We start from the raw sequence: 22,075 nt of genomic DNA on the forward strand, positions 1-22,075 counted from the left end.
CGCCGCCGCGGCGCCCAGCGTGCTGGCCGCCGCGCCCGCCGGGGTGCTCGCCGCCAACGCCGAGACCACCCCGAGCACACCGACCACACCGGCCACCGCCAAGCGGCGGGTACCGCCGAGACGTCGCCGCGCTCCCGCGGCGGATGACAACTTCTCGCCCATGCCTGAGCCTCCAGTACTGAAAATGGGTGAAATCAACACGGGAACGTCCCGAAACGAACGCCCGAGCCTGATCGGTCTTCGCGCGAGAACAGTGGCGCCGGCGCCCGGCGATCGATCGCGTCAGCGAGTCACGCCACCATCGGACCGCACCATGAACCGCGACCTCTGCCGCTCACCACCGAACCGGCAGGAGGCCATATCGGGACTCAGTTTGGAAATCTCCACGAAACGTGTCAAGGCCATGCGCCGATCGTTTCGGCCGTTCCGGCGGGCCCGCACCCGGCTTCGCCTGGGAGAACCGCCGATGCCGGACGTCGAAGTTTCCGCCGTCCCGCGTCGAGGCGCCTTCGCCGTCGAAACCTCCTTGTCAGAGGGCAGATCACCGTCGGCGGAGACCTGAAAGTTTCATCTCGCCCACCTCGGCGGGAATCGGCTCCGCGCCTGGTAGACGCGGTCGGGGAACGCCGGGCGATGGGAGGCCGGCGCGCGGTGGAGTCCTCACCTTGACGGGACTCCGCCGCGTCGTATTTGCTCCGCCGCACCACCACCAATCGGAAACAAGGCCGGCGAGCCCTGCATGTTGCCGACAACCAGTACGCGCCTACCGGCGGCCGGTCGACCTGCCGCCATCCCACCTGGCGAAAGGGCCGACGCGACGCGATGTTAGCGCTAACAAGACCACCGGACGGGGAGTGCTGCCGAGAATCGCTCGTTCCCGGCGCCCAGTCGTCGTAACGACGCGACTCGGCTCGGCGCGACGAAAGGACATGTCGTGAAACGACGGCTCAGAGCCGTGCCGGCGGCCGCCACCCTGCCATTGGTGGTCGCGGGCATGCTGCCGGCGGTCCGGCCCGCGGCGGCGGCCTCGTTGACCCGGGTGACCGGCTTCGGCACCAATCCGACGTAAGCCCACCGGGTTCACGCTCAGCGGCGCGACCTGCGGTGCTGGCTAGCGCGCCCCCTGGCCGCCCTGCGATCGAACAAAGCACGGCTCAAGGAGAACGGCGGAAGGAGTTACACGATGTCAAGACATAGATCGTTCTTAGGGGCCGTCGCGGTCGCGGCGCTCCTCGTCCTGGCCACAGGTCGCGCGGCGCTCAGCGACAACCTCGGCTCCAGCACGCCCAGCACGTCGAACGCGGGTGCGAGCGCCCTGGCGGCGACCGCGGGATGCGGCAAGGCCCCGACGCTGACCAGCGGGACAAGGTCGATCACGACCAGCGGCAAGAATCGCAGCTACATCCTGCGGATTCCCGACAACTACGACAGGAACCACCCCTACCGGCTGATCTTCGGCCTGCACTGGCTGGGCGGCACCGCCACCGACGTCGCCACGGGCCAGACCGTGCAGAGGGACGTCTGGTCCTACTACGGCCTGCAGCGCCTGTCGAACAACAGCACCATCTTCGTCGCGCCCCAGGGCTTCAACAACGGCTGGGCCAACTCCGGCGGCGAGGACGTCACCTTCATCGACGACATCGTCCGGCAGATCGAGGGAGACCTCTGCGTCGACACCACACAGCTCTTCGCCACGGGGTGGAGCTATGGCGGCGCCATGTCGTTCTCGCTCGCGTGCAGCCGTCCGACGGTCTTCCGTGCGGTGGCGGTCCTGTCCGGCGCCCAGCTCAGCGGATGCAGCGGAGGCACGCAGCCCGTCGCCTACTACGGCATCCACGGCATCAGGGACAGCGTCCTCAACATCTCCAACGGACGGACGCTGCGCGACAAGTTCGTCAAGAACAACGGCTGCACCGCGCAGAACCCGCCCGAGCCGACGCAGGGCAGCCTGACCCACCGGATCACCGCCTACTCCGGATGCCGGGCCGGATATCCGGTCGTGTGGGCGGCCTTCGACGACGACCACAACCCTGCCCCGCATGACGGTGGCACCGGCACCAGCGGATCCAGTTGGGTGCCGGGAGAGGTGTGGAAGTTCTTCACCCAGTTCGCGGGCACCGACCCGAACCCCACCCCGACCCCCACTCCGACGCCGACGCCGACCGTGACGCCGACCGTGACGCCGACGCCGACCCCCACCCCGACCCCCACGCCGGGCACCGGAGCCTGCCGGGTCACCGACACCCTCAACGCGTGGAACTCCGGTCTGACCTCGGACATCTCCATCACCAACACCGGCACCGCCGCGATCAACGGCTGGTCGCTGGTCTTCACCCTGCCCGGTGGCCAGACCATCACCTCCGGCTGGAACGCCACCTACAGCCCCACCAGCGGCCAGGTGACGGCGAAGAACGTCTCCTACAACGGCGCCATCGCCCCCAACGCCTCGGTCAGCATCGGCTTCCAGGCCACCCACACCGGCAACACCGGTAAACCCACGTCGTTCACCCTCAACGGCGCGGCATGCACCATCGCCTGACCGAGGACGAACCGTCAGGGGTGGAGCCCGGCCGGGCTCCACCCCTGAGTTCTGACGTGGCCCCTCACGGGAGCGGTCGAGTCGATGCCGCCCGCGCCGTTCGCCCCGCGCCGGTGCGCGAGGGTCCCCTTTTCCGTAAGTGCTCTTCGTAGGTCCGCAGGAGGAACAGTGCGCAAAGTGAGAACTAGGCTCGGCTCGGCGGCGCTCGCCACCGGGGTGCTCCTGGGCGGCCTGGTCGCCGTCCAAGGGGAGGCCGGCGCCCTGGAGAACGGCGTGGCGCGCACGCCGCCCATGGGATGGAACAGCTGGAATACCTTCGGGTGCAACATCAGCGAGTCACTGATCAAGCAGATGGCCGACGCGATCGTCAACTCCGGCCTGCGCGACCTCGGTTACCAGTACGTGGTCGTCGACGACTGCTGGTTCAACTCCAACCGCGACTCCTCGGGCAACCTCCAGGGCAATCCGTCGCGGTTCCCCAGCGGGATGAAGGCCCTCGGGGACTACCTGCACGGCAAGGGGCTGAAGTTCGGCATCTACCAGGTCCCGGTGGACAAGACCTGCGCGCAGTACTTCGGCAGCTACCCCGGCGCGACCGGAAGCCAGGGACACGAGGCCCAGGACGCCCGGCAGTTCGCCGCCTGGGGCGTGGACTACCTGAAGTACGACTGGTGCTCGCCCAACGGCACCATCAACGACCAGATCACGACGTTCGCGAAGATGCGTGACGCGCTCGCCGCGACGGGGCGGCCGATCCTCTACAGCATCAACTCCAACAGCATCCACGACAAGACCGGGCCGCGCCGCAACTGGGGCGACATCGCCAACATCTGGCGGACCACCGAGGACATCACCAACAAGTGGGACACCGGTCAGACCAACGGGTACCCCATGGGCATCCAGAACATCGTCAACGTCACCATCCCGCTCGCCTCGTACGCCAAGCCCGGGCAGTTCAACGACCCCGACATGATGGAGGTCGGCCGGGGCGGCATGACCGACACCGAGATGCGCAGCCACTTCGCCCTCTGGGCGATGATGGCCTCGCCGCTCATCGCCGGGAACGACCTGCGCAGCATGGACTCGGCGACCTCGACGATCCTGAAGAACCCCCGCCTCATCGCCATCAACCAGGACACCCTCGGCCTGCAGGCGACCCAGATCAGCAACGACGGCACCCGTCGCGTGCTGGCCAAGAAGCTGAGCAACGGCGACGTCGCGGTCGCCCTGTTCAACCAGGGCGGCAGCACCACCACGATCAGCACCACCGCCTCGGCGATCGGCAAGTCGGGTAGCTCCTTCACCCTGCGAGACGCCTGGACCAACGCCACGACCAGCAGCACCGGGACGATCTCGGCCAGCGTTCCCTCACACGGCACCGTCGTGTACCGGGTCAGCGGCGACATCTCGCCGACGCCCACCCCGACGCCCACTCCCACTCCGACCCCGACCCCGACGCCCAGTCCCACTCCGACGCCCAGCCCGACGCCGACGCCCACTCCCGTGCCGGGCGGTTGCACGGCGACCTACCGGCTGGTCAACGACTGGGGCAGCGGCTTCCAGGGTGAGGTGACCGTCTCCAACGGCGGAACCTCCGCGCTCAACGGCTGGACCGTCGGCATGACGCTGGCCGGCGGGCAGACCGTCTCGAGCGTGTGGAACGGCGTGAACACCGGCACCTCCGGCGCGATCACCGTCAAGAACGCCGCCTACAACGGCACCGTTCCCGGCAACGGGTCGACGACGTTCGGATTCACCGCCAACGGAAGCGGTTCGACGGCGCCGACCGGGCTGAGCTGCACCAGCCCATGACGACCGGGTAGCACCGTCTCATGACCGCACCCTCCCGCCGCCGGCCCTGACGGCGACGGGAGGGCATGTCCGGTCGATGCGACAGGGCCGCCGGTCTACGGTCCCCGGCAGGAAAGGCCGGGTGAGAGTCCTTCCCCCGGCCGGCGGACGGACGAGGCGAGCCGCCCCTGGATGTCGCAGGGGCGGCTCGGCGGTCCGGTGCGGCCCGCGGTCGCTCGCCTACCGGTAGCCGGCGGCGACGATGTTGGCCTGGACGGCGTCCTCGGTGGCGGCGGTCGGATAGCCGGAGGTCATGACGCCTTCGTAGAAGGTGCCCACGGCGCCGTGGCTGTTGTCGCCGCCGATGCCCAGGATGATGGCCCCTTCCTTCTTCATCGGGTTGTAGCCCGAGACGTTCGGCCGCTTGCCGTCGTAGAAGGTGCCAAGGCCGCCGGACTGGGCGTTGCCGCCGCGGATGGCCCAGTGGTTGGGCTCGCCCTTGATGATGGCGGTCAGGTACCGGTGGCTGATGGTCGGGTCGCCGGCGTTGTTCTTCTGGTTGACCCCGGAGAACAGGCCGTTCTCCAGGTCGGCCATGATCCAGGGACCGTTGCCCGCGCCGGTGCCCCAGACCTTGATGTTGCCGAAGTAGATGGCCTCCATCGTGCCGTTGCCGTTGTCGCGGCTGTTGGTCTCGGCGTTGCCGTAGTCGAAGCAGCAACCCCCGTTGTAGTGCGTGCCGTCGAAGATGGCGTACATCCCCTCGGGCTGGTCGCCCTTGGCGATGCCGTTGGTGGCGTTGTTGCGGTAGCCGACACCGGCGTCCACGTAGACGCCGTAGGCCTTGTGGCCGCCCACCGTGGTCGGCGCCTTGGTCGCGGTCGCGAGGTTGTCGTAGCCGCCCGCCGCCGGGCCGGAGAACCCGCCGGGAGGCGCCTGGGTCAGCCGGTTGTTACGCCCTGACTGGTCGTAGATGACGCTGATCAGGCAGGTGGTGTTCGCGCAGAAGGTGTCCTGGGTCGCGGCGTTGGCCACTCCGCCCGGGCTGAGCACGCCGATGTCCCGGGTGGTGTTGTCCGAGGAGCGCTTGACCTGGTACAGCGGGCCGTTGTAGGAGGCGTACAGCGCGCGCGTGGTGCTGTGCGCCGCCACGCAAGGCGTGCCGCCGTCGGCGTAGATGTCACACGGCTGCTTGCCCGACGGTGTGGGCGTGACCGTCGGGGTCGGCGTGGGCGTCGGCGTGACGGTCGGGGTGACGGTGGGAGTGGGCGAGGGGGAAGAGACGCCGCCGGTGCAGGCCGTGCCGTTGAGGGCGAAGCTCGACGGCACCGGGTTGGAGCCGCTCCAGCTTCCGTTGAACCCGAAACTGGTGCTTCCCCCCGTGGGGATGGCGCCGTTGTAGGAGGCGTTGGTCACCGTGACCGACGACCCCGACTGGGTGTAGGACCCGTTCCACAGCTGCGTGATGGACTGCCCGGCGGGGAACGACCAGGTCAGCCTCCAGCCGTTGACCGGGTCGCCGAGGTTGTCGACGATGACGTTGGCGCCGAAGCCGTCCTGCCATTGGGCGCTGACGGTGTAGGTGACCCGGCATCCCGCCGCGGCCGCCGAGGCGAGATGGGTCCCGGCCACGCCGACCATGGCCGTCAGGAGGGCCAGGACGCCGGCGATCAGCGTCCACCTCCCACGATGTGCGGTGCTCTGTCGCATGGGTGCTCTTCCGTTCTCTGTAACCGGTGTTCCGCTGTCACGACCCGGATTGTTAGCGCTAACAACGACGCGCGCGGGTATGTCGACGTGTCAGCGACAACAGATGCAGGATTGCGTCACCGGGGTCGGTGACGTCGGACTTCGTGGCGGACGCCACGGTGGAGCGGCCTCTCTCCGGCGGGCTCCACGGTGACGATTCCGCCGCACACCACCTGACGTCCGAGGAGAGCAGGCCGCTCGGGGAGTCAGTGTGGAAACCGGTACGGAACCTGTCAAGACCATGACCCGGCCGTGCGGAGCCCTCTCGCCGGAGCGCGGCGGCCCGTCACGGAGGCCAGGACCTGGTACGGCGAGCGGTTACGGCGATTACCCGGCGCTCGCGCGACCGCCTTCCACGAGGGCCGCACACCACTGAAACTTTCAGTCGGCGCGGCCGAACGATGTCACCGCGGCCGGGGCGGAATCGCGGAGCCGCATGCGGCGGCCGCACGCGGGCGAGCGAGCTCGGCGACGGCTCGGCGCGTCGTCTTCGCCCCGCCGCGCCACTCTTGCGCCACACCAGTGTCGACCTAGTCGAGCAGGCGTTATCGCGAGCATCGTCGGCGCGGTACGTGCCTCGCGGGGCCCGGCGAGCCCACCGCCGGCGCCGCCGGGCCGTCGCCCGGCCCGGCGGTGGCGTCGCCCGGCGCCCTCGCCGAAAGCAGGCCCGCCGCCGTCCGCAGCGTTGACTTCGGCGTACCGATCGCTCAGGATCGGCCGTAACTTAACCCCCTGAGAGCGGAAACTTAACCCCCGATGGAGTGCCGCCCGTCCGCACGAGGATGACCCGGCCGCGCGCCGACCGGCCGCCGCCGGATCGGCGCCGGGCCAGGCCACGCCGCGGGCGGTCGGCGCCGATCACCACCCAAGCGGAATCGAGCTGAGATGTTATCGCTAACAACCCGTCGTGGCCCTTCGGCGCTCCGACCGTGCGAATAGGGCTCACCACGGCGACGATGCCACGGATCAGGCCCGACGCCGTTCGTGGTCGCCGGCGAGGATGAGGTACGCGCTCGCCGTCCAGGTGTAGGCGCGGTCGCGCAGCCCCTCACCGGTCCGTGCGTCGAAGTTCTCCGCGAAGCCGGATTTCTCGCACAACGTACGGAACCGTGCGCTGATCTCGTCGGCCAGCTCGACGTGGCCGGCCCGCCGCAGGCCGTCCTCGATGAGGACGGTCGAGGGCGCCCAGATGGGTCCGCGCCAGTAGCCGTCGTCCCGGTAGTGCGGCGATGTGGGCAGCTCGGTCGCCGGGCCGAAGGCGGTGAGATGGTCCTCGATGCGGGCGGCGAGCGCGTCCCGCACCGGTTCGGGCAGTTCTTCCCCGAGGACGATCGGCATGAGGTCGAGCAGGCTGGAGCTGGACCAGGTCCGGCCGGAGTGCGCGCCGCGCGCGAGGAACCTCGACCCGTCCCACAGCTCGGTGAGCAGTGCCTCGCGCATCCGGTCCGCGGCGCTGGACCAGCGCTCGGCCGCGTCCGGTTCGCCGAGTCCCGTGGCCAGACGGGCGAGTTCGCGCATCTGGAGCACCAGGAAGGCGGCCAGGTCGGCGCTCTCGATGACGCGTTCGGGGTCGAAGGTGGTGGCGTTGTCCCAGCCGCTGTCGTTGCCGTGCTGGTAGTGCGGCAGTTCCCGGCCGGGGGCGCGCCGGGCGTCCAGCCAGAAGCGGGTCCAGCGTTCCAGCAGCCGGTAGGTCTCGGACGGCTCGAGGTCGCAGGACGGGCGCAGCCGCCGCAGGGCCCAGCCGTGGATGGGCGGTTTGACGAAGTTGTAGAGGATCTCCGAGTGGGTGACGGAGTCGGGCAGCGCACCCGAGGCGTCCTGGTGGTCGAAGGGCAGCCGGAACTGGTCCTCCGCGAGATCGGGCAGCCCGCCCGCCAGGGCGATGGCGTTGAAGCAGTGGTCCCAGCTCCAGACCTTGTCCATCCAGTGCTTGGACATCAGCACCGCGGGGCGGGTGACGAACCCCGCGGGGCGCACGGTGGCCGACCACAGGACGTAGGCGGCCAGCTCGGCGGCGGGCGTCCGGTCGCCGCGCCAGGGTGCGACGGCCGCGGTGAAGGCGTCGAACTCGGCGCGCGCCGTCTTGGCCACCTGCTCGAAGGAGGTGTCACTGGCGAACGGGGCGCGGGCGGTCTCGTACTCCTCCAAGGCGATCTCCCATGGCTCGTCCGCCGGGAGCAGGACGCCGCGTTCGGCCGTGCCGAGCGCCTGGGCGCCGACGGACTCGGCCCGCCCGTCCAGCAGGGTGACGCGGTAGCGGCGCCCGGTCTGGTAGACGGTGAAGACGTAGGAGCCGTCCGCGGGGTCCTGGTAGAAGTACGGGCCGCTGAACGGGGTCAGGACGGGGTCGGCGGCCAGCAGGCGGAGCCCGAGGCCGCGGCCGCGCACCCGGACGGTGTCGGTGGTCTCGTAGGCCAGCTCGATCCGGCCGTCGTCGCCCCTCCAGGTGAGCTGGTGCGGAGCGGCGTCGAGCGCGGTCTCGGCCGTGGGCGCCAGCCGCAGGATCGGGTGCATGCCGGTCTGGTGCGAGACCAGGTGCACGTCCTCGGCGTAGACCTTCTCGGCCACCACCGGTGAGAAGGCGAACCACGATCCGCTGAAGCTGAACGGGATTTCCCGCAGGGAGAACACCGGGCCCGAGGCGGCGGTCATGAAATGAGAATCCCTTCTCCGAAGGTCAGTCTTTGACGGCGCCGGCGGTGACGCCGGCGGCGACGTAACGCTGGGCGATGATGAGCAGCACCGTGGCGGGGATGGAGGCGATCACGGCGGTGGCCATGATGGCGTTCCATTCCTGGTTGTTGTTGCCGATGTAGTGGTAGATGCCGAGGGTGATGGGCTGGTGGTCGCCGCCCTGGTCCAGGGTGCTGGCGAAGATGAAGTCCGACCACGCCCACAGGAAGGTGAACAGCGACACCGTGATGAGGGAGTTGCGGCTGACGGGCAGCACGATGGACCAGAACGTGCGCATCACGCCGGCTCCGTCGACGCGGGCGGCCTGCAGCAGCTCCTCGGGGATGCCCGACATGAACGCGGTCAGGATCAGGGCCGCGAACGGCACCGCGAGGGTGGAGTCGGCCACGATCAGCCCCGAGACGGTGTTGAGCATGCCGGTGTTGAGGAAGATGGCGTAGAAGCCCATCGCCATGATGATGCCCGGGATCATCTGGGCCACCAGCAGCACGAAACTCAGCGCTCCGCCGCCGCGGGGCCGCAGCTTGGCCAGCGAGTAGCCCGCCGGGGCCGCGACGAGCAGGGTCAGGGCGACGGTGCCGAGCCCGACGACCAGGCTGATGCCGAGGTAAGGGAGCTGCTGGTCCAGCACCGCGCGGTACCCGTCCAGCGTGCCGTTGATGGGCAGCCAGTTCGGCGGGCTCTTGCGCATGTCCTGTTCCCTGGTGAAGGACACATTGATCATCCAGTAGACGGGGAACAGCATCACCGCGGTGAGCAGGAGACCGGCAGCGGTCCTCCAGTGCCTCATGTGAGGTCCAGCTTGCGTTGCGCGCGGATGTAGACCAGCCCGAAGACGAGGGCCATCACGATCAGCAGGTTGCCCACGGCCGCCCCGGGGCCGAAGGAGGGCACCAGGTTGCCGAACCCGAGCCGGTAGGACCAGGTGGCGAAGGTGGTGGAGGAGCCGCTGGGCCCGCCCTTGGTCATGATCCAGATGATGTCGAACACCTTCAGCGTGTACACCAGTCCGAGGAGCAGCGTGACCGCCGACACCGGGCGCAGCAGGGGGAAGGTGACCCTCCAGAACCGCTGCCGGCCGTTCGCCCCGTCCAGCGCGGCGGCCTCGTACACGGTGGGGTTGATGGCCTGCAGGCCGGAGTACAGCACCACGAGGTTGAACGGGACGCCGATCCAGATGTTGGCGATGGTCACCGACCACAGGGACCAGTCGGGGGAGGTCAGCCAGTTCACCGGTCCGAGGCCGGCCGTCCTCAGCACGGCGTTGACGACGCCGGAGTCGCTGTTGAGCATCCACGACCAGGTGGAGGCCGACACGATCAGCGGGAGCAGCCACGGGACCAGGAACAGCGCCCGCAAGGTGGCCGACAGGCGGAAGTGCCTGGCGAAGAACACCGCCAGGGCCAGCCCGATCGCGAACTGGAAGGCCAGCGACACCACGGTGAACACCGCCGTGTGCCACAGCGCCGGCCCGAAGGCCGGGTCGCCGACGACCTTGGCGTAGTTGGTCAGGCCGGTGAAGGGGGCATCGCCCTGCACGAAAGAGCGCACGGTGTAGTTGCGCAGGCTCAACTCGACGTTGCGGAACAGCGGGTAGGCGTAGAAGACCGTCAGGTAGACCACGATCGGGGCGAGGAACGCCCACGCCGCCCACTGCCCTGACGCAAGGCGTGCCGCCCGGCGCCCCCTCCTCGCCGCGGGGAGGGGGTCACGGGCGGCACGCGCCGGCTTCTCTATGACTCGGCTCATGTCTTACTGGGTGGCGCTCGCCGCGGCCGTCTGCGCGTCCGCCATCGCCTGCTGGGGGTTCTTCGACCCGCTCAGCGCCGCCTGCACCGCGCCCCACATCGGCTCGGAGATCTTCGGATACTTGGTGCCCAGGTCGTCGCTGGTGCGGCCCTTCGCGGCCTTGACCGCCTCCACCCAGACCTCGAGCTTCGGGTTCTGCTCGACCTGCTTGGCCTGCACCGCTTCGGTGGGGGCGACGTAGGACAGGGTGGTGGTCGTGGTGAGGGAGTTGGCGGTGTCGGTCAGGCACGCCACGAGCTTCTGGGAGGTGGCGTAGCGGGCGGTGTCCTTCTGCACGGGAATGCTCACGAACTCGCCGCCGGTCGGCGCCGGCGCCGTCCCGCCGGCCTTGGCCGGGATCGGGATGATGCCGTAGTCGAAGCCGGCCTTCTCGGCGTTGGCCAGTTGCCAGGTGCCGTTCTCGGCGAAGGCGTAGTCGCCGGTGGCGAACTCCTGCCAGCTGGTGGTCTGGGTGTTGTTGATGACGGAGTTCGGGGCGTACCCCTTCTTCAGCCAGTCGGTCCACAGCGCCGCCGCCGAGACCCCCTCGGGGGAGTCGAGCTTGGTCAGCTGGGCCCCGGACCCCCAGTACCAGGGCAGGAACTGGAAGCTGCCCTCCTCGGTGCCGATGGCGGAGAAGGTGATGCCCTTCTTGCCCGCCGCCTTCACCTTCGCGAGCGCCGCGGTGAGCGAGGCCCAGTCCTTGACCGAGGCGACGTCCACCCCGGCCTTCTTGAGCACCGCCTTGTTGTAGTACAGGGCGAGGGTGTTGGCGCCGATCGGGACGCCGTAGGTCTTGCCGCCGCTCTGCCCGGCGGCCAGCAGGTTCGGCGCGATGGCGGAGGTGTCGAGCTTGTTCTCCTCCGTGGTCGTCAGGACCCCGGCCTCGGCCATCGTGGAGACCACCGGGTTGTCCACGATCAGCACGTCCGGCGCGTTGCCCTGCTGGGCGGCCAGCAGCGCCTTGTTGGTCAGGTCACTGGTGTCGTAGCCGGTGCGCTCGATCTTCACCCCGGCCTGCGTGCCGCACGTCTCGAGCAGCTTCACCCACTCGGAGCTCTTGTCGTACTGGGGGTAGGGATCCCAGATGGTGTAGGTGCCGCCGCCGGCGGCCGGGCTCGCGCTGGCCGCGTCGCCGCCACCGGACGACGACGAGCACGCGACCGTACCGCCGGCGACCAGCAGGACCGTGAGACCCAGGCCGGCCGCGTGGCGGCTCGTTGCTGCTGACCCCATGATTATGACCTCCGCTGACAGGCGTTGAGCGGCTATTTTCGATGGCCGGTCGAACCGGTTCGCCGAACCGGTTCGATGAACATAAGCGCGCTCACAAGAGGAGTCAATGGGAGAGACCCAATGTATGCCGTCCTGTTGCACGGCGCCGCGCCCGTGCCTCGCCGCCGGATGGCCGCCGCGTCACCGGCGGATGTCGCGGGTGTTCCGCCGGCGATCGACCCGAGACGTCTGCCGTACCGGACATCGAATCGATTCGAGCGACGGCCGGACCCGGCCCCCGAGACGCTGCCCCCGAGACGCTGCCCTCGTGGCCGCGTCCCTGGGCGGGCGCGCGGCCACGAGGGCCGTCCATGCGTCCGGTCAGCGGGCGGACGGCACGACGGTGGTCGTCAACCCGTCCACGGTGAGCCTCAGCGCCGGAGCGATGGTGCCGCCGAAAGCGGCCCGTGCCCGCTCGGCTCCCGCGAACCGGAGGTCCATGCCCGGCTCGGACCCATAGTTGGCGAAGCCGACCACCTGGAGGTCGGGCAGCACCAGCCAGGCGTAGGTCTGGTCGGGCCGGGCGGAGGGATTGCCGAGCACGAGCCCGGACCCGTTGAGCGGCTCGTACGGTCCGGTCAGGCTGGGTGCGGCGAAGCCGTACAACCCGGTGGGCGCGCTGCCGGCCGGGTGGAAGCCGTGGCGCTGGGTGGAGAAGAACAGGAAGTAGCGCGACTCGTGCACGATGACGTGCGGTCGTTCGAGCTCGTGGTTGACGCCTTCGGCGACGAGCAGGGGCGGCAGCAGGGACCAGGCGCCGGCCCGCCGCCCGGCCAGGGCGATCGCGCCGGTGAAGCCGTCCTCCCAGGCGGTGGACGCGGCGACGAGCAGGTGGTCGCGCCCGTCGGCCGGGTCGCGGAACCAGCCGGGATCGCGGAAGGCCCTGATGCGGCCCGGCGCCCCGTCGGACTCGTCGGCCGGCAGGTACATCCGGCCGTCGGAGCGCAGCACCTCGCGATGGGCGGCGTCCCGTCCGAGCGCGATCCGGCCGCCGTCGGCGATCAGGGCGGGACGGGTCTCGATGACGCTCTGCGCGAATGTCGGGCGTGCCTCGCCCCGCCGTCCGGCGGCCGTGTAGAACACCGAGACGGTGCCGTCGGGCCGGCGGACCGCCGATCCCGACCATTCGCGGCTGCCGGGCGAGGCGCCGTCGGCGAAGGCGTTCCCGAGGTCCGTCCACTCCTCGCCGTACCTGGCGAGCAGGCGGATGCGCGCCTGGTCGTGGCGCTCCTCCGGATGGCCGAGGGCGGGAGCCGACAGGGCCATCCAAAGCTCACGCCCGCCGATCACGCTCGTCGAGCCGTCCTCCTCCTGGATCGGCCACAGGTCCCACAGATAGTGGCCGGGCAGGATGCGCGGCAGGGACGGCGGATCGATGACGGGCACGGTGACCGCGCCGGTCTGGGCGAGCAGGTCGAGATGCCGGCGGGTCCAGCGCGCCGGCCGGCCGTCGCTCACGCGGCGCCCTGCCGGCGGCGGTGACCACCGATGCGTTCGTGGAGCGCGCCGGGTCCGTCCGCCGTTCGCCGTGCGGCGCGTGACCGTCCTTGGCGGAGCATGGTGAACCTCTTCTCTGAGAGTGATGGATGTGGTCTCGCCTGACCGGCGGACCCGCCGGTCAGGCGAGGCCGCTCATGGCGAGCTCGACGGCGCCGGCGATTCCGGAGTGGTCGCCGAGCGAAGGGCCGGCCACGTACTCCTCCATGGCGGACCGGTCGGTGAGCGCGGGTATCGCCGGATAGCCGGCGGCCAGGTCGAAGGCGCGTGCCCGGATCCGGGGCAGCAGCCCCGGACGCTTCGCGACGCCGCCGCCGATGACGATCCGCTCGGGAGACAGCGCGTAGGTGAGGGTGGTGACGGCGTGGGCGAGGTACTCGGCCTCCAGCTCCCACGCCGCCGGGTCGTCCAGGTCCTCGGCACGCCGCCCCCAGCGCCGGCGCATCGCCTCCCCGGAGGCGAGCCCTTCCAGGCAGTCGCCGTGAAAGGGGCAACTGCCTGAGAACCGGTCTCGGGTGCGGTCGTGCGGGATGCGGATGTGGCCGAATTCCGGGTGCAGGAGACCGTGCGCCGGCCGGCCGTTCAGCACGGCTCCCACGCCGATGCCCGTGCCCACGGTCATGTAGGCGAGCGTCTCCAGCCCTCGCCCGGCGCCGCGCCGCCACTCCCCCAGCGCGGCGGCGTTCACGTCGGTGTCCAGGCCGACGGGAACGCGCAGCGCGGTGCGCAACGGGGAGACGATGTCGGTGTGGGTCCAGCCGGGCTTGGGCGTGACCGTGATGTGGCCGTACGTCGGTGAGCCCGGCCGCAGGTCGACGGGGCCGAAGGTGCCCACGCCGATCGCGGCGAGCGTCCAGTGCTCCTGGAAGAACCGCACGGCGCCGGTGATGGTCTCCTCCGGCGTGGTGGTCGCCAGCACGTGCGTCGCGAGGATCTCCCCGCCGGCGTCGGCGACCGCGCACACCCACTTCGTGCCGCCCGCCTCGATCCCGCCGAAGAGCGGCGGCGGTGCGCTCATCGCCGTCATCCCTTCAGCGAGCCCTGGAGCAGGGCCTTGACGAAGTGCCGCTGGAAGATCAGGAAGATCGCGAGCGTGGGGGCCAGGATCAGCAGCGACCCGGCGCACAGCAGCGGGATGTCGGTGCCCCACTGGCCCTGGAAGGCGCCCAGCGCACCGGACATCGTGCGCTTGGCGGGGTCGTCGACCAGGACGATGGCCAGCAGGAACTGGTTCCAGGTCCACAGGAACAGCAGGATGCCCAGCGAGGAGATCGCCGGCATGGCCAGGGGGAGGTGGATGCGGCGGAACAGCTGCCACACGTTGGCGCCGTCCATCCGCGCGCTCTCGGACAGCTCCCCGGGCATGTTGACGAAGTGGGCGCGCATCCAGAAGACGCTGAACGGCATGAACAGGCCGATGAGCGGCAGGATGATCGCCCACCGGGTGTTGAGGAGCCCCATGTCGCGGATCTGGTAGTACAGCGGCGTGATGATGCCCTCGAACGGCAGGGTCAGGCCGAGCACGAACAGCAGGAAGACCACCCGTCCGCCGATCACGCGCAGGTGGCCGATGGCGAAGCCGGCCATCGTGCCCAGCAGGATCGACAGCGGGACCACGCCCAGCACGATGAGGACGCTCGACTTCAGCAGCTCCAGCATGTTCGCGGCCTGGAAGGCCCGCGGGAAGTTGCCCCACTGCGGGTGCTCCGGCCAGGCCAGCCCGGCCGGGTAGGTGCCCGAGGGGTGCAGGGCGGTGACGAACAGGCTGATGAACGGCAGGAGCGTGACCGCCATCATCAGGACGAGCAGCAACCGGCCGGTCCAGGCCTCCCCCCGTGCGGTGATCATCGGTTGCCGTCCTTCGCGAACCACTGGATGGGAAGGGCGCAGGCCATCACCAGGACCATGAGCACCACGGCGAGGGCCGAGGCCATGCCCACCTCGCGTTCGGAGAAGGCCAGGTAGAAGATCTGCAGGCCGGGCACCATGGTCGTGTTGCCGGGGCCGCCCTGGGTGGAGATGTAGATGATGTCGAAGCTCGCCAGCGCCGCGATCACGGTCACGGTGACGCAGACCGCGATCTCCTGGCGCAGGCTGGGGACGGTGATCGAGATGAACTCCCGCCACGGCCCGGCGCCGTCGAGCCGGGCGGCCTCGTACAGCGCCGGGTCGATCTTGCTCATGCCCGCCAGGAGCAGCAGCGTGCACAGGCCGAGCAGCACCCACGCGCCGATCATGCCCACCGCCGGCAGGGCGGTGCCGAAATCGCCCAGCCAGGCCCGGGTCACCCCGCCCAGGCCGACCAGCGTGAGCAACTGGTTGACCACTCCGGTGGAGGCCAGCAGCCAGCTCCACGCGATGCCGGCGGCCACCAGCGGGATGACCTGCGGCAGGAAGATCACGGTGCGCGCCACCAGGGCGAGCCTGGTCGCGGCGATGCGCCTGATCGTCGCGGCGATCGCCAGCCCCAGCACGACCGGGATGGCGCTGAAGAACACGATCAGCTTGACGGCGTTGACCAGCGACTCGAACAGGTCGGGGTCGGTGAAGACCTTGCCGTAGTTGGCCGGCCCCACCCAGGTGGAGGCGCCGATGCCGTCCCAGTCGTACAGCGAGTACTGGAACGTCACAGCGATCGGGCGCAGGACGAACACCGCGTAGAAGGCGAGCGCCGGGGCGATGAACAGCCAGCCGGCCAAGCCGCGCGAGCCGCGCAGCTTGGCCGTGACCGGCCGCCGGGACGCCGATCGGGCGCCGGCGGGGCGGGGCACCACCTGTCTCAGTTCCCTTCGAGCTGGCCGGTGTAGTCCGCCTGGACGCTCTTCAGCAGCTCCTGCGGCGTCTGCTGCCCGGCCACCAGCTTCTGCAACTGCGGCGTCCAGCTCTTGGCGTAGATGGCGCCGGTGGCGTTGGCGATGAAGTCCATCGCGCCGTTGTCCTTGGCGATGTCGGCGCCGGCGGACAGCGTGCTCGCGGTGACCTTGTCGGCGGGCACCTCGGGCATGTACGCGTCGGCCGGTCCCATCGGGTGCGATCCGCCGACCTCGACGCCGATCTCGCGGGCCCGCTTGTCGGTGGCCACCCAGTTGAGGAAGAAGGCGGCGCAGTCGGCGTTCTTCGCGCGGGCGGCGATGCCGAAGGTCAGGGGGGCCGACATCGCGGCCCGCTTGCCACCCTGCTGCGCGGGCGGCATCAGGGTGAAGCCGACGTTGCCCGGCATCTGCTTGTCGAGGTTGCCCGACTCCCAGTCTCCGTCGAACATGAACAGGCCCTTGCCGCCGATGAAGCGGCTCATCATCGTGGCGTAGTCGACCGCGTTGACGTCCTTCTGGAAGTATCCTGCCTTGACCCATCGCTCCAGGTGCTGGGCGGCCTGCAGGTTCGACGGGGTGTCGATGGTCGCGCCGGGCTTCTGGAAGATCCAGTCGTTGATGGGCCCGGGCGGCCCGTAGGAGGCCATGAGGTTTTGCAGCGGGAACGCCAGGCCGCCGGTGGCGCCGCCGTTGAACTGCAGGATGGGGGTGAGGCCCGCCTTCTTGGCCTTGTCCAGCGCCTGGTCCAGCTCCGCCAGCGTGGTGGGCGGCGCCGACATCCCGATCTGGGCGGCCAGCTTCTTGTTGTAGAACAGACCGGTCAGGCTGAAGTTGAGTCCCAGGGCGTACAGCGAGCCCTCGCCGCGCGGGCGCCCGCCCGGGCCCATGCGCAGCTGCTCGAGCTGCGAGGCCGGCCACTGGTCCCAGCCGAACGCCTTGGCGTAGCCGTCCAGGTTCTTCAGCAGGTTGTCCTTGACCAGCTCCGACACCTGGGGAAGGCGCATCAGGTCGGGTGGGTTGTCCGCCAGCACGCGCGGAGCGTTCTGCGTGATCACCGCGAACTGGTCCTCACGGATGTTCCAGGTGACGTTCGGGTGCTGCTTGGTGAACTCGGTGGTCAGCTCCTTCGGCAGCGGGAATCCGGTCTCGAAGTAGCCGCTGAGCTTGACCGGAGCCGTGCCGCAGGTGGGCGCCGCGGACGTCGACGACGTGCTGGTGGCCTGGGGTGGCGGGTTGTCGCTGCCGGGAGCCGCGCAGGCGGCGGCCAGCGTTCCCATGGCGATCACAAGCGCGGCCCCGGACCTGCCGGGGCGACCTCGACGAGCCATGCGCATCTCCTCTGCTGCCTGGGACCATCGGCACCGGGCTGACGTCCCATCTTCGTTGCTAAATCGGGTTAGCGCCCGTTAGTCTCACCGTGCACGTCGCACGATGTCAACCCTCCGTAACACACTCTTGACGATCGGAGGCTCCGGGTGAGCCCACGCCGGGTCACGCTGGCCGATGTCGCCAAGGCCGCGGGCGTCTCCCGCCCGACCGCCTCTCTGGTGCTGTCCGGCCGCGGCCGTGAGCTGCGCATCTCTCAGGACGTCGAGCAGCGGGTGCTGAAAGCGGCCGACGAGCTGCAGTACCGGCCCAACATCGTCTCCGTGGGCCTGCGCACGGGCACCTCCCGGACGATCGGCTTCGTCTCCGACACCGTCGCCACCTCGCGGCTGGCCGGCGACATGATCAAGGGAGCGCTCGAGGCCGCCCGCGACCGCGGCTTCATGCTGTTCATCGGTGAGACCGAAGGCGACGCCGAGCTCGAACGCCTGCTCCTGCAGGCCATGCACGACCGTCAGGTGGACGGGCTCATCCTGGCCTCGATGTTCACCAGGACCATCAAGGTGCCAAAAGGCATCACGGCCTCACCCGTCGTGCTGCTCAACGCGGTGCCCAAGGGGCCGGCCGTCCTGCCCGCCGTCCTGCCCCACGAGGTCGAGGCCGGTCGTCTCGCCGCCCGCGTCCTGCTGGACGCCGGCCACCGCGACGGCATCTACCTGATCGGCGTCGGTCCGGGCCTGCGCAACGTGCCCTCCGAGAGCGTCGCGGCGCTGGAACGGCTCGTCGGCATCCGCGAGGCCCTCGGCGAGGCGGGGGTGAAGGTGGCGGGCGCGCGCACGTGTTTCGACTGGCAGCCGGAGTACGGCCTCGCCGCGACGCGCGACCTGCTGGAGACGGTCAGGCCGCGCGCGCTGATCTGCTTCAACGACCGCATCGCCATGGGCGCCTACCAGGCGCTCGACGACTTCGGGCTCAAGGTGCCCGCGGACGTCTCCGTCGTCTCCTTCGACGACCACCCCATCGCCTCGTGGATGCGGCCCGGCCTGACCACCGTCGCGCTGCCCCACTACGAGCTGGGCCGCAAGGCCGTCGACGTGCTGTTCACCGAGATGGGCCGCGACCCCGCCGAGCCCGGCGCGGCGGGCGAGGTACACCGTGTGCCGATGCCGGTCCGCTCCCGCGATTCCGTCGCGCCGCCTTCTGGCGCGCACTCCCCCGGCTGAGCGCCGCCCGCCGGCACGCGGGGTGAGGTGGTGAGGAGGGTGCGCATGGCCGCGGGCGGCCGCGTCTCGGCGCGACCGCCGCGGCGGGTGAGAGTGGTGGTGGTACCGCTCAGAGCGCGGTGATGGTCCACTGGTTGTTGGTGCTGGAGTTCGGGGCCCACATCTGCACGGCCGAGCCGGCCGTGGTGAGGCCGGCGCCGTCCAGCGCGGTGCCGGTGCCCCGGTTGATGATCTGGTAGCGGCCGTTGCCGACGTTGTTGAGCCGCCACTGCTGGTTGTTGCCGCCGTTCCAGGCCGACTGCAGGCAGTTGGCGCCGTTGGCGGTGTTGCCCCAGCTGTCGGCGACCATGCCGTTGGTGCGGTTGACGATGCGGTACCAGCCGCTGCCGAGGTCCACGAGCTGCCACTGCAGGTTGTTGCTGCCGTCGTAGTTCCACTGCTTGAGCGCCGAGCCGGAGGCGACGCTGCCGCCGCTGTCCAGGGCGAGGTTGGTGCTCGCGTTGTTGATCCGCACCCAGCCGGTCGGGGTGGGGCCCGAGCCCGGAGTGGGGATGGAGCCGTTGAAGGTCAGCTTGACCACGTAGGCGGGGGCGCTGAACGGGGCGCTGGAGGAGGGCATCGTGATGTGCAGGCCCGAACCGTCCTGGGTGCGCGTCGGCAGGTTGGTGTACTGGCCGGCCGTGGAGCCCAGCAGCTGCACCGACGCCAGGGTGCTCAGGTTGATCCGGTTGGAGCTCAGCGTACCGATGTTCAGCGTGCCGCCCGGCCAGCCCAGCACCGTGGCGTACAGCACGGTGTTGTCCTTGCTGCGGGTGAAGCGGATGTCGGTGTTGGTGCCGGCCCGCGGCGTGGTGAAGGACCCGCCGCCCATCTGCGTCGGCCCCTCGCCGTAGACCGACCAGGCCCGGGTGGCGTAGATGGACTCGCCGAAGCGCTTGAGGTAGTCGCCGATGCCGAGCAGGACCGACCGCTGCCCGGAGGGGATGGTGCCGTCGGCCATCGGCGCGATGTTGAGCAGCATGTTGCCGTTCTTGCTGACCCGGTCGATCAGCGAGTGGAGCATGGCGTTCAGCGAGTAGTAGCCGATACCGACGGTGTAGCACCAGCTGGAGCTGGAGATGCTGTCGTCGGTCAGCCAGTAGGGGGTCTGGATGCCGGCCGGGCCGCCGCGCTCGTAGTCGAACACCTCGCCCCGGTTGTTGAACCCGTCCTTGTAGGTGGCGACGACGTCCTTGTTCCAGGAGACCGCCCGGTTGTAGTAGTACGACAGGAAGTCCAGCCGCCGGGACTCGGGGAGCTGGGTCAGGTTGAAGTCCTGCCAGATGACGTCGGGCTGGTAGCCGTCGATCACCTCGCGCAGCTTGTCGTACCACAGTTGCTGGTGGGTGGACGCGCCGAGCTGGCCGTACAGCTTCTTCAGCGAGTTGGTGGACTGCGTCGGCACCCACTGGTAGAAGCCGGTGAAGTTGTAGGCGTGGTGCAGCGACACGATCAGCTTGAGGCCCTTGGCGCGGATGGCGTCGGCGTGCAGGCGCAGCAGGTCCAGCCGGGGCCCGGTGGCCACGGAGTTCCACTCGTTGACCTGGCTGTTCCACATGGAGTAGCCGTCGTGGTGCTCGGCCACCGGCCCGGCGAACCTGGCCCCGGCGTCGGCGAACAACTGCGCCCACTCGTTGGGGTCGAAGCTGCCGCCCGCGGACTTCAGCTTGGGCGCGAACTGCACGAAGTTCCCGGCCTTGTCCCGGGCGCCGTTGATGAAGTTGTGGTACGGCCACGCGGAGGGATCGCCGTAGACGCTCTTGTGGTGGTTGTTCTCGCTCGACCCGTTGTTGTACATGTTGCGCGGGTACCACTCGTTGGCGAAGGCGGGGACGCTGAACACGCCCCAGTGGTAGTAGATGCCGAACTTGGCGTCCTGGAACCACTCGGGGGCCGGCGGGTGCTGGTCGACCGAGGACCACGACGCGGTGTAGCTCTGCGGGCCGTCGGTCGCGAACGCCGGGCGGAACCCCAGCAGGCCCGAGGCCGCGACACCCCCGGCCCCGGCGAGGAGCGCGCGACGACTGAACTGGTACGAGGACGAAGACGAGGACATGAGCGGGGACCTCTCAGGACCAAGGAGCTCTACTGGGTCACGTGCGTTGTTTCGCCGAGATGACTGGAGTGTCACACCTGAGACATTGGATGTCTTTGTAGACCTACCAGGGACATCTGTCTAGCCCCCACCGATCGCCGGAACCGCCGACCGGAAGGGGCCGCGCGCGGAACGCCGCGGATCACGAGGTCCGGGGGACGGGCGGCGGGTACGGAGCAGGTCTCCGCGATGCCGCTGACGGGTGCGCATACCGCGGCCGCGGGTCTCCCCCGCCATGGCCTTCCGCCCCCAGACAACCCATGTCTGACGACACACCCCGCGCGACCGCCGAGAGCCGAGATGGCTGTAACTTTCAGCGCGCGACGGCGCGTCGATCTTCCGGACGGCCGATCCTCGGACGGCCCGCCCTCAGGATGACCGCCGCAGTGGCGCGAGGGCGGGCTCCGGCAGCGACGGGCCGAGGTTCTTCCGCAACCAGGTCTCAGTGGTGTTCACATGCATGAGCGCGGCCGCCTGGGCGAGGGGCGCGTCGCCGTCGGCGAGCGCGCGGTAGATGGCGGCGTGCTCGGCGATGGTGCGGTCGGCCGCGTTCCCCTCCACCAGGCCCCGCCAGACACGGGCGCGCAACGTCTGGCTGGCGATGCCGGCGAGCAGTGCGCACAGGGACCTGTTGCCCGTCGCCTCGAACACCGCCCGGTGGAAGGCGTCGTCGTGGTGGTTGAGCCTCTCCACGTCATCGTGCGCGGCGATCATGGCATCGAGATGGCGTGCGACCTCCGCGAGCTGGTCCGCGGTGATGCGCAGCGCGGCCACCCCCGTGGCCACCGGCTCGAACAGGCGCCGCACCTCGGTGATCTCCAGCAGGTCGTCGCCCCGCATCATCTCGACGGCGAGGCCGACCCCTTCGAGCAGCAGCTCCGGCTTCAGGCTCGTGACGAAGGTGCCGTCTCCCCTGCGCACCTCCAGCACGCGGGTCGTGACCAGGGAGCGGACGGCCTCTCTGAGCAGATTGCGGGAAAGGCCCAGCTCGGCGGCCAGGTCCTGCTCTGGAGGCAGCCGTGCACCGGGGTGGAGGGTCCCGTCCTTGATGAGTTGCCTGATGCGTTCGATCGCCTGCTCGGTCAACGACATAGACGAATCTTCGTACCTCAGGACGGAGCGGAGCCACCCCACCCCCGTCCGAGAACGCCATCGAGGGGCACAGACATGTGATGAATCGGCTGATTCGGCACGACCCATCGATCATCGGACGCGTCGGGCCGTCCGCCGGGGAAGATGCCATCTC

General features: G+C 69.8%; 16 protein-coding genes. 4 read left to right on the top strand and 12 right to left on the bottom strand.

The genetic code is table 11. From position 1 onward, the window contains the following. Positions 1-934: 934 nt before the first annotated feature. The 3 genes from ACWEN6_RS37530 to ACWEN6_RS37540 all read left to right on the top strand — a co-directional run bounded on the left by ACWEN6_RS37530 (position 935) and on the right by ACWEN6_RS37540 (position 4,351). Positions 935-1,069, top strand: coding sequence for a hypothetical protein (locus tag ACWEN6_RS37530; protein WP_452576735.1), 135 nt, complete (start codon positions 935-937; stop codon positions 1,067-1,069). Positions 1,070-1,183: 114 nt separating this feature from the next. Beyond that, positions 1,184-2,539 (top strand): cellulose binding domain-containing protein, encoded by a 1,356-nt coding sequence (locus ACWEN6_RS37535; RefSeq protein ID WP_452576736.1) that lies wholly within the window; start codon positions 1,184-1,186, stop codon positions 2,537-2,539. A gap of 177 nt (positions 2,540-2,716) precedes the next feature. Further along, entirely contained in the window at positions 2,717-4,351 is a 1,635-nt protein-coding gene (locus ACWEN6_RS37540) for a cellulose binding domain-containing protein (RefSeq protein ID WP_452576737.1), read from the top strand. A 219-nt stretch (positions 4,352-4,570) separates the two neighbouring features. Here the strand turns inward: ACWEN6_RS37540 and ACWEN6_RS37545 are convergent, their stop codons facing one another. The 10 genes from ACWEN6_RS37545 to ACWEN6_RS37590 all read right to left on the bottom strand — a co-directional run bounded on the left by ACWEN6_RS37545 (position 4,571) and on the right by ACWEN6_RS37590 (position 17,474). After that, a complete protein-coding gene (locus tag ACWEN6_RS37545) occupies positions 4,571-6,040 on the bottom strand; it encodes an arabinofuranosidase catalytic domain-containing protein (protein WP_452576738.1) in 1,470 nt (489 codons plus the stop codon). 1,005 nt (positions 6,041-7,045) lie between these two features. After that, entirely contained in the window at positions 7,046-8,731 is a 1,686-nt protein-coding gene (locus tag ACWEN6_RS37550; RefSeq protein WP_452576739.1) for an amylo-alpha-1,6-glucosidase, read from the bottom strand. A gap of 25 nt (positions 8,732-8,756) precedes the next feature. Then, entirely contained in the window at positions 8,757-9,563 is an 807-nt protein-coding gene (locus ACWEN6_RS37555) for a carbohydrate ABC transporter permease (protein ID WP_452576740.1), read from the bottom strand. Then, positions 9,560-10,522 (bottom strand): carbohydrate ABC transporter permease, encoded by a 963-nt coding sequence (locus ACWEN6_RS37560; RefSeq protein WP_452576741.1) that lies wholly within the window; start codon positions 10,520-10,522, stop codon positions 9,560-9,562. Before ACWEN6_RS37560 ends, ACWEN6_RS37555 begins: the two co-directional genes overlap by 4 nt. Before the next feature lie 3 nt (positions 10,523-10,525). Beyond that, positions 10,526-11,797 (bottom strand): sugar ABC transporter substrate-binding protein, encoded by a 1,272-nt coding sequence (locus ACWEN6_RS37565; protein ID WP_354929634.1) that lies wholly within the window; start codon positions 11,795-11,797, stop codon positions 10,526-10,528. A gap of 360 nt (positions 11,798-12,157) precedes the next feature. Further along, the gene (locus tag ACWEN6_RS37570) at positions 12,158-13,294 is read right to left on the bottom strand and encodes a glycoside hydrolase family 68 protein (RefSeq protein ID WP_452576742.1); all 1,137 of its coding nucleotides are present in this window, start codon (positions 13,292-13,294) and stop codon (positions 12,158-12,160) included. A 160-nt stretch (positions 13,295-13,454) separates the two neighbouring features. Further along, complete coding sequence (locus tag ACWEN6_RS37575) at positions 13,455-14,351, bottom strand: ROK family protein (RefSeq protein WP_452576743.1); 897 nt, start codon at positions 14,349-14,351, stop codon at positions 13,455-13,457. A 5-nt stretch (positions 14,352-14,356) separates the two neighbouring features. Then, positions 14,357-15,181: a carbohydrate ABC transporter permease gene (locus ACWEN6_RS37580; RefSeq protein WP_452576744.1), complete on the bottom strand. Its 825-nt coding sequence runs from the start codon at positions 15,179-15,181 to the stop codon at positions 14,357-14,359. Continuing rightward, a complete protein-coding gene (locus ACWEN6_RS37585; protein ID WP_354853267.1) occupies positions 15,178-16,107 on the bottom strand; it encodes a carbohydrate ABC transporter permease in 930 nt (309 codons plus the stop codon). The genes ACWEN6_RS37580 and ACWEN6_RS37585 overlap by 4 nt, the downstream gene beginning before the upstream one ends. A gap of 5 nt (positions 16,108-16,112) precedes the next feature. Then, positions 16,113-17,474, bottom strand: coding sequence for an ABC transporter substrate-binding protein (locus ACWEN6_RS37590; protein WP_452576745.1), 1,362 nt, complete (start codon positions 17,472-17,474; stop codon positions 16,113-16,115). A gap of 147 nt (positions 17,475-17,621) precedes the next feature. Between ACWEN6_RS37590 and ACWEN6_RS37595 the strand changes: the two genes are divergently transcribed. After that, positions 17,622-18,695, top strand: coding sequence for a LacI family DNA-binding transcriptional regulator (locus ACWEN6_RS37595; protein WP_452576746.1), 1,074 nt, complete (start codon positions 17,622-17,624; stop codon positions 18,693-18,695). A gap of 109 nt (positions 18,696-18,804) precedes the next feature. On the opposite strand, the gene ACWEN6_RS37600 is transcribed toward ACWEN6_RS37595, so the two are convergent. Next, positions 18,805-20,790 (bottom strand): alpha-L-fucosidase, encoded by a 1,986-nt coding sequence (locus ACWEN6_RS37600; protein WP_452576747.1) that lies wholly within the window; start codon positions 20,788-20,790, stop codon positions 18,805-18,807. 408 nt (positions 20,791-21,198) lie between these two features. Further along, complete coding sequence (locus ACWEN6_RS37605; RefSeq protein WP_452576748.1) at positions 21,199-21,921, bottom strand: FadR/GntR family transcriptional regulator; 723 nt, start codon at positions 21,919-21,921, stop codon at positions 21,199-21,201. Between the last annotated feature and the right edge of the window lie 154 nt (positions 21,922-22,075).

The organism is Sphaerisporangium sp. NPDC004334 (assembly GCF_053602655.1).

Coding starts and splice junctions, on each gene's coding strand:
- ACWEN6_RS37535 (WP_452576736.1), top strand. CDS start 1,184: ATGTCAAGACATAGATCGTTCTTAGGGGCCGTCGCGGTCGCGGCGCTC.
- ACWEN6_RS37545 (WP_452576738.1), bottom strand. CDS start 6,040: ATGCGACAGAGCACCGCACATCGTGGGAGGTGGACGCTGATCGCCGGC.
- ACWEN6_RS37550 (WP_452576739.1), bottom strand. CDS start 8,731: ATGACCGCCGCCTCGGGCCCGGTGTTCTCCCTGCGGGAAATCCCGTTC.
- ACWEN6_RS37555 (WP_452576740.1), bottom strand. CDS start 9,563: ATGAGGCACTGGAGGACCGCTGCCGGTCTCCTGCTCACCGCGGTGATG.
- ACWEN6_RS37560 (WP_452576741.1), bottom strand. CDS start 10,522: ATGAGCCGAGTCATAGAGAAGCCGGCGCGTGCCGCCCGTGACCCCCTC.
- ACWEN6_RS37565 (WP_354929634.1), bottom strand. CDS start 11,797: ATGGGGTCAGCAGCAACGAGCCGCCACGCGGCCGGCCTGGGTCTCACG.
- ACWEN6_RS37575 (WP_452576743.1), bottom strand. CDS start 14,351: ATGAGCGCACCGCCGCCGCTCTTCGGCGGGATCGAGGCGGGCGGCACG.
- ACWEN6_RS37580 (WP_452576744.1), bottom strand. CDS start 15,181: ATGATCACCGCACGGGGGGAGGCCTGGACCGGCCGGTTGCTGCTCGTC.
- ACWEN6_RS37590 (WP_452576745.1), bottom strand. CDS start 17,474: ATGGCTCGTCGAGGTCGCCCCGGCAGGTCCGGGGCCGCGCTTGTGATC.
- ACWEN6_RS37600 (WP_452576747.1), bottom strand. CDS start 20,790: ATGTCCTCGTCTTCGTCCTCGTACCAGTTCAGTCGTCGCGCGCTCCTC.
- ACWEN6_RS37605 (WP_452576748.1), bottom strand. CDS start 21,921: ATGTCGTTGACCGAGCAGGCGATCGAACGCATCAGGCAACTCATCAAG.